The following is a 7,748-nucleotide window of genomic DNA, read 5'->3' as shown; positions in this document are numbered from 1 at the left end:
ACATTGTACCATACAGAGGTTGGAGTCCTCAATTTTCATTTAAGTTTACAAAACGAATAATATTAAAGGGAGGATTTTTTATGGCATTTGATAATCTTTTTAGTCCTATAAAGATTAGAGGTATGGAGCTTAAAAATAGAGTTGTATTTCCAGCAATGGGAACAAAGATGCCCAGTGAAGATAAATATGTTACACAGCAAATTATAGACTACCATGTAGCTAGAGTATTAGGTGGAAATGGCTTGAACTTTACCGAAGTATGTGGAGTACATGATCCATCTACCCCTAAAAATTTTCTTTCCATTGGTGATGACAAGTATGTTCCTGAATTGAAAAAACTTGTTGATGCTATACATTCTGCCGGGGGAAAAGCAGGTATACAGCTTTGGCAAGGAGGCATGGCTACAGCTAGTTATCAAAATGAAGATATAATATTAGTTAGCGATACTCCAATTTATGGAACTGATAAAGTAATACCCGGCGCAAGTATTGAAACTATAAAAGAAGTAATAAAATCCTTTGGTTATGCTGCTAGGCGTACAGTTGAAGCAGGATTTGACTGTATAGAATTTCATGCCGGTCATAATTATTTACCACATGCATTTTTAAGTCCATTCTTCAATAAAAGAACTGACGAATATGGTGGCTCCTTTGAAAATAGAGCGAGATTTTTAATCGAATGTATAGAATCCATTCGTAATAATATACCAGAGAATATGCCTTTATTTATGCGTATCGTAGCACATGATGATAATTTAGAAAATGGTATAACTATCGAAGAAACAATTGAGTTTTGTAAATTAGCTAAGAAAGCTGGCATAGATGTACTTAATGTATCACGTGGAAACTTTTCATCAGCAGCAATAAAATATGAAGTACCTCCAGTTGACCTGCCAAGAGGATTTAATGTTGATAATGCAGAAAGAATAAAAAAAGAAACAGGAATGATTACAATAGCAGTTGGCCGTATCAATGATCCTTCTCAAGCAGATGAAATAATTAAAATTGGAAAAGCTGATATGGTAGTAGTAGGCCGCGGTCAATTAGCTGATCCAGAATTCTGCAACAAAGCATCTTCAGGTAAAGAAAATACTATTGTAAAATGCGTAGGCTGTAATCAAGGTTGCTATGATGGGTTTGTAAATCCAGAGGTACCATATATTACATGTTTAAGAAATCCAGCATTAGGCAGAGAAGCAGAATATAGGCTCATAAAAACGGATAGTCCTAAGAAAATTTTAATAGCTGGTGGTGGCGTAGCAGGACTAGAAGCTGCCATTACCTTAAAACGTAGAGGTCATGCCCCTATATTATGTGAATCTAATAATTCTCTTGGTGGACAATTTGTCCTTGCTGGTGAAGCACCACGAAAAGAAGAATTAAAAGCAGCAGCACTATCTATGGGCGAAATGGCAAAATTAGAAAATGTTGAAATAAGACTATCTACTCCTGTTACTCCTGAACTTATTAAGGAAATAAATCCAGATGAGGTTATAATAGCAATAGGTGCTGAGCCAATTAAACCAAATATCACAGGCAGCAATGGAGATCATGTAACAAACTCTCATGATATATTGGCTGGAAACTCAACTGCAAATGGAAATGTTGTAGTTATTGGCGGAGGTCTTGTCGGATTGGAAGTTGCCGAATATCTTTCTAAATCAGCTAACAGTATTACAGTTGTAGAAATGTTAGATCAAGTAGCAAAGGATCTTGGTCAGCTTCGTAAAATATGTGTAATGGAAAGCCTTCATACACACAATATAAAAACATTTACATCTGCCAAATGTGTTGAAATTAAAGAGGATGCTGTAATAATAGAAAAAGATGGGGAACTTCAAGCAATCCCTTGTAATTCTGTTGTAATTGCAATAGGAGCAAAATCTCGTGCATCTAATGATATTATAATATACTGTGATGAAAATAATATTCCTTACCACACTATTGGTGATGCAGTACGTGCACGTAGAGCTCTTAATGCTACAGCTGAAGCTGCGGAAGTAGCAAGGGCAATATAAATAATCATAACTACCCGTAAATGAAGTGCACCCCAAAGGTTAAAAATATTTTTAACTTTTGGGGTGCACTTCATTAGCGAGTGGTATTCATAAACAATAAAATAGGCACTAGGTTAGCAACCTAGCACTTAAACCATTAAATTCTTGGCTTAGTTGGATCACAGTCTGGCATATTAATTTGGGATACCTGAGATAGCTTAATTAAATAATAACATTCTTCTCTAAACATGTGGTCAGGCATAAGGGGCATTAATGTTCCAACTGCTTCCTTAGATATTCTAAGTTCCTGTATTTCTTTTAGAAACATCATAAATAATAGTATCTTTAATTCCACTTGATTATTTAACCTATGTAAAGCTGGAAATTCTTGTAGACCTGCTCTCAAATATCCTGAAAATTCATGTGCTTTATTATATAAATCACTAAAACATACTACAAATTCTTTACTTTTCTCTCTTAGATCTTTTTCAACACTATCTAATTCACATAGAATTGCACCTGCATGCCCTTCAGCATCTGGAAGCCATAGATTATGATAATATAAAGGATGAGCAGTAGGTACTTCATTATTTAATAAAAAACTTAAAATCCTTAGATATTCTTCTAACTCATTTACCATATGGTTTATAAATGTAGGTGTAAGCCCTATTAATATCTCCCCTACTAGATGTTCCCTTAATAACTGTAATTTAAATTCTCCAATATCTTTAGCATGTTGGTAAGCCTTTTGTGTTAATCTTTGAATTTCATCCATAGATAATGGTTTTCTAGCCTCGTCTAGTAGCAGATCAAATATGCCAATGAAATACTTAGCTTTTTCAATCTTGTCAATTTCAGAAGGCGATAAAGTATTATAAATAAATCTTGCATGGTCACCTAATATCTGAAGCCAAAATCGATGTTCAAATAGAGCTGTACTTTCAAAATTAATATTACTCAAATATATCACTCCAATCATAAATACTATTCAATAATATATTTATGATTGAAATTTTAAGAAATGTATAATTTATGCTGTTTCATAAGCTTTGTACAAATTTAATATATAAGAAATGAATTTTTTAATGATTTTAGCCGTTCTTTTGAATAGATTCTAAATCTAATTTCAAATTTAAATAAAAGAATTAAATAAATTTAAAATTAATATATATTATTTCATGAAACCTAATGAGATATAAAAACAATATAAACTCTTGAATCAGCCAACTTTCTCATAAGTTTAAGAGAAACATCAGTAAGAGTCTATGAAAAGAAGCTCATTGTAAAGAATAAAGACTCCTTATAGTGATAGGAGTCTTTATTAGCTAATGTATGGTTAGTGTAAAAGAATCTATTCTATTTCAAAAAGCGGAAGATACTCCAAGAAAATAATATCTTTTCTATCTGCTGCTTCACCTTCTGCTAATATAGCCGCCTTAGCAGCGACAATACCTCCCGCAGACTCTACAAGCCTTTCAATTGCCTGAATCGATTCTCCAGTACTTATAACGTCATCGATGATACCTACTCTCTTACCTTTTATATATTCAGCATCTTGTTCATCTAAACACAACAATTGTTTCTTTTGTGTTGTAATAGATACAACTTCATCTATAATAGGTGAATTCATATAAGGCTTAATACTTTTTCTAGCTACAATATATTTTTTCATCTTTAACAATCTTGATATTTCAAATACTAAAGGAATTCCTTTTGCCTCCGCAGTTATTAGTATATCAACATCAGGTAATTTCTTTACAATTTCAGGAGCTGCTGCACAGACTAACTCAGTATCTCCTAGTATTATAAAGCTTGCAATACTTAGATTGTCATTAATCTGTATAATAGGTAACTCACGTGTTACTCCTGCTACTTCAATAGAATATGTCTTTTCCATTATCTTACTCCTCCTTATCTATTACATTCCTAGTATACTGGCAAATGTTTTAAATATAATTCCTGCAAGCATACCTAAGAACGGATCAGTGATTGCTGTTACAGTCATGGTTATTCCTCCAACAATTGCACCTCCTGGCACACCTGTTACAGTTAAAGCAGCTGTAGCGTTAGTAGGCACTGTCACGATGGCTCCCAACACGAATAAAAATCCAGCAATTGACTCACTAGGTATATATTTTGCCATTTTAGGCAATAAGCCTGCAAATAAAATAATTGCCATCAAACCCATCATTAAAACGCCTGACATCAAAGGATGTGGTGCACCTCCTGTTGCAGAAATAATAGACTCAACAGGTCCACCTCCAAATATTGCAGATGCAAGGTCTGCTAAGCTACTTACAATGGATAAGTGGTCAATGTTTACATTGGTATTTGCAATACTTCCAGTAATCTTTCCAAAAGCAATATTTGCTCCAACATTTAAGCATATCATGGCTAAAGCACCACGAACAACAGAAATATTTATAATAGGCTTCTGGAAAACTATTTTTTCTCTTTCAGTGATGTTGATATCAGATTTCTGCTTTAAGATCATTGCAATAGCACTAGTTGCAATAACTGAAATTGCAATTGTGTATACTAGATCTTTTGTAATCATATAGGTAATAAAACTAATAGCAATAGATCCATATCCAACAACCTTATTTTTTCTTGCCATATCAACAGCTACACGTGTCAACATAATACCCACACCTGCCATCATCCCACTAGTAATTGCAGGTCCAATAAATGTTACGATTCTTTCAAGAAGTCCAAATATACCTATAATAGTCATCCCTACTCCACCTAAAATGACCATAGATATTCTTTCTTTCATATCTTTTCCCATTGTTCCAGCTAAAGTAATAGTCTCGGCCTGAAATGAAACTGGTGCTACTACACCTAAAACTAAACATCCAATAGCCCCAACAATAAATGCAAAAGCTGTGGGTACAGATGCAAATCCAAATGATAATGCCAAAAGTCCTTGAGGTAATCCATTAAGGATAACACTAAGTGCTGCAAGTAAATCTTTTAATAAGTCCATTTATGTCCCTCCTTTATGTTGCTCTCAAACAATGGAATACATACATAAACAAAAGACTGGAACTCTTTCCTATAGGAAAGAATGCCAGTCTTTTCAAAACGAAAACAAAGGTTAGAATTGATATATCCACCTTTGTAGTTTTATCTGTTATCCTGACCCATAGTAGGATATTTTACGGCTATCCTGTAGAAACTCCCGAACCATATTATCGGGATTATATGAGAGCAAATATTTTATTTTAACGTAATAAATATATCAGATATTTCGACATTTTGCAACATTTTTCTACTCTGATTTTAAAACATAAAACAAAGGTTGGTTTTATAAACAAGTGGGTATCATTATATTATTACAATATTAAAAGGAGGAATACTTTTGAAAGCATTATTTACTTTTAAATACAAAGATGAGGAAATGAAAAGCCTAGAAAAACTAGGTTTTGATATAATATTCAAAGATGAAAGGAATATAACCTTTTCCGAGGAAATAAAAGATATAGATTTAATGGTATGCTTTGATCCATTTAATAAAATAGATATTGGACTTTTCCCAAATCTTAAATGGATTCAACTTTTAAGTGCAGGTATCAATCAAGTTCCAATAGATAAAATCATAGCTCAAGATATTATTCTTACTAATAATAGAGGCGGATATAGTATACCAATAGCTGAATGGATAGTGCTTAAGATATTAGAAATGATTAAAAATAGTAAAGAGTTCTATGATAAACAAAATAAGAAAATATGGAAAATGGATACTTCACTTTTAGAATTATATGGAAAAACTGTAGGATTTATAGGAACTGGTTCTATAGCCCAAGAAGCTGCTAAAAGACTAGAGAGATTTGGTGTAAAAATACTGGGAATTAACGCCAGCGGAAAAAATGCAAATCATTTTCATCAATGTTTTAGTATAGATAAAATAAATGATATAGTTCCCCAATGCGATTTTTTAGTAATAGCTGCCCCATATACAGATAATACCCATCATCTTATAGATAACAGCGTATTCACTAATATGAAAGATGGAACTTACTTAGTTAATATTGCTCGTGGAAGCATTATAGATGAGAATGCACTTATCAATTATCTACAATCTGGTAAAATTAAAAAAGCCGCTCTTGATGTTTTTGAAGTAGAGCCTTTATCAGAAGATAATCCTTTGTGGAAAATGGATAATGTGATTATATCTCCTCATAATTCTTGGGCTTCAGAAATGTATAGCAGAAGAAGATACGAGATAGCCTATGAAAATATGAAAAGATATATAAATAACGAAGAACTCATTAATGTAGTTAATTTGAAAATAGGATACTAATTTGTATGTTGAGTATTAATGTATAAGAAATAGTAAAAAAATCTATCCTTGTCAATCGTGATTTTCTACCATGCAGGGATAAGAAACACACCGAAATCCCGTATAAACATTAGGTTTTTTGCAGGTTGTCGGCGTTTCTTTTATGCCTGTGAATGAGGGAAAATATTGATTGTGGTGTTTCAGCGTCAAAAAGAAAGAGCCGATAATCCTAGGTTTTATTTCCGCAGATAGGACATAAAATCCATTTGGTATTTACCATTGCAGCATCTCATTTCATAAATATATTTTTAAATGAAACCATAATGATCGGCGCATACATACAAAGCAAACTTAATCTTTGCCATATTCCCTCATTAGAAATTATAGTATTTTCAAATCTTGCCTTATCAGCCATTACAAAAAAAGCAAAAAACAGTATAGACAAAGCAAAAAATATAAACGACATAACACTATAAACTACCTCGTTTGAGTACATGGAAACAATTCCAATAATCAAAGGAACAAAGGTTAAAACAATAAATCCTAAAACAGAACCATACCCATGTATTTTTTCGGGTAGAGTTATAAGTGCCTTTGTTTCTCCAACTGAAAATATACCGGATAATATGCAAGCTCCAATGGCATAAAACACTACACAAAATAGCAATACTTGCGAAAGTATATTTGAAGCAGGTAAATACATTGCATACAATTTTAAACCGCCAAGAATAAGCATAATTCCTGCAGCAATGAGCCACAAGTTATATATTAGATGTACTGGGGAATTGCGATTGCCTAACAAACTCATCACCATTGTCATATGATTATACTTTTTGCAAAATGGAGCAAGAAAAAAAGGTATAAGCAAATCCCCAATCGTTGCAATGAGTAAAAGAATGAAACCTACATCTGACACACCAAAGGATTTTGTTATATTATTTTTCATCTGGCTTAAACTCCCCTAACCCTTTAAGGATTTTTACTGCAACTTCTTGCATAACATGTGCTTTTGTAATAGCAATCCCTTGTTCCTCATCTCCTAAAACCAATAAAATGTCTCCTGGTTTTATATCAAACAAATCTCTTGCTTCTTTAGGAATTACAATTTGTCCTCGTTCTCCCACCTTGACTGTTCCAAAAATATGTTTACCTTTTGGTAATGACATTTTCAACCCCTCCATTTTCATACTTTTCATACTAACATGAAAAGTATATCATCAATCAAATGGTAAGTCAAGAAAACGCCCATCCAAAATTGTATTATATGCTTTATTCCAGTCAGTACTGATATGTATACTCATATCCCAAAGGAAAGGTGAACGGTAAAATGTAATAGGGTGAAATATTATGAAGCCGGCAACAGAAAAATTTGATTTCAAAGCTTTCTCTTACCCTATCAAAATAGCACCCGATATGATCTGAACCCTTTAATCCGGACTTTTGGATAATATTAATTATGCGGCTTGTTG

7 protein-coding genes and 1 riboswitch are annotated in these 7,748 nt (G+C 32.9%); of the genes, 2 read left to right on the top strand and 5 right to left on the bottom strand.

All coding sequences use genetic code 11. From position 1 onward, the window contains the following. The first annotated feature begins 80 nt into the window (after positions 1-80). Entirely contained in the window at positions 81-2,018 is a 1,938-nt protein-coding gene (locus tag RDK80_RS19895) for an FAD-dependent oxidoreductase (protein ID WP_308525300.1), read from the top strand. Between the two features lie 136 nt (positions 2,019-2,154). Here the strand turns inward: RDK80_RS19895 and RDK80_RS19890 are convergent, their stop codons facing one another. The 3 genes from RDK80_RS19890 to RDK80_RS19880 form a co-directional block, all read right to left on the bottom strand. After that, the gene (locus RDK80_RS19890) at positions 2,155-2,958 is read right to left on the bottom strand and encodes a DUF2935 domain-containing protein (RefSeq protein ID WP_308525299.1); all 804 of its coding nucleotides are present in this window, start codon (positions 2,956-2,958) and stop codon (positions 2,155-2,157) included. A gap of 390 nt (positions 2,959-3,348) precedes the next feature. Further along, positions 3,349-3,894: a phosphoribosyltransferase family protein gene (locus RDK80_RS19885; protein ID WP_308525298.1), complete on the bottom strand. Its 546-nt coding sequence runs from the start codon at positions 3,892-3,894 to the stop codon at positions 3,349-3,351. A gap of 21 nt (positions 3,895-3,915) precedes the next feature. Beyond that, positions 3,916-4,983 (bottom strand): NCS2 family permease, encoded by a 1,068-nt coding sequence (locus tag RDK80_RS19880; RefSeq protein WP_308525297.1) that lies wholly within the window; start codon positions 4,981-4,983, stop codon positions 3,916-3,918. A 140-nt stretch (positions 4,984-5,123) separates the two neighbouring features. Next, positions 5,124-5,225, bottom strand: a riboswitch (purine riboswitch). Between the two features lie 133 nt (positions 5,226-5,358). Here RDK80_RS19880 and RDK80_RS19875 point away from each other — a divergent pair. Further along, complete coding sequence (locus RDK80_RS19875; protein ID WP_308525296.1) at positions 5,359-6,300, top strand: phosphoglycerate dehydrogenase; 942 nt, start codon at positions 5,359-5,361, stop codon at positions 6,298-6,300. Between the two features lie 268 nt (positions 6,301-6,568). On the opposite strand, the gene RDK80_RS19870 is transcribed toward RDK80_RS19875, so the two are convergent. Beyond that, positions 6,569-7,225, bottom strand: a complete 657-nt coding sequence (locus tag RDK80_RS19870; RefSeq protein WP_308525295.1) for a DUF998 domain-containing protein — start codon at positions 7,223-7,225, stop codon at positions 6,569-6,571. Then, positions 7,215-7,445 (bottom strand): AbrB/MazE/SpoVT family DNA-binding domain-containing protein, encoded by a 231-nt coding sequence (locus RDK80_RS19865; protein ID WP_308525294.1) that lies wholly within the window; start codon positions 7,443-7,445, stop codon positions 7,215-7,217. The genes RDK80_RS19870 and RDK80_RS19865 overlap by 11 nt, the downstream gene beginning before the upstream one ends. Positions 7,446-7,748 lie beyond the last annotated feature (303 nt).

This window comes from uncultured Tissierella sp., from assembly GCF_902479755.1.
Lineage (GTDB): Bacteria > Bacillota > Clostridia > Tissierellales > Tissierellaceae > Tissierella > Tissierella carlieri.
The sequence above is the reverse complement of the archived record's forward strand: the minus strand, read 5'-3'. Positions and strand labels throughout refer to the sequence as shown.

Excerpts from the sequence above, each read along its gene's own strand:
- RDK80_RS19895 (WP_308525300.1), top strand. The coding sequence starts at position 81 with ATGGCATTTGATAATCTTTTTAGTCCTATAAAGATTAGAGGTATGGAG.
- RDK80_RS19885 (WP_308525298.1), bottom strand. The coding sequence starts at position 3,894 with ATGGAAAAGACATATTCTATTGAAGTAGCAGGAGTAACACGTGAGTTA.
- RDK80_RS19880 (WP_308525297.1), bottom strand. The coding sequence starts at position 4,983 with ATGGACTTATTAAAAGATTTACTTGCAGCACTTAGTGTTATCCTTAAT.
- RDK80_RS19870 (WP_308525295.1), bottom strand. The coding sequence starts at position 7,225 with ATGAAAAATAATATAACAAAATCCTTTGGTGTGTCAGATGTAGGTTTC.
- RDK80_RS19865 (WP_308525294.1), bottom strand. The coding sequence starts at position 7,445 with ATGTCATTACCAAAAGGTAAACATATTTTTGGAACAGTCAAGGTGGGA.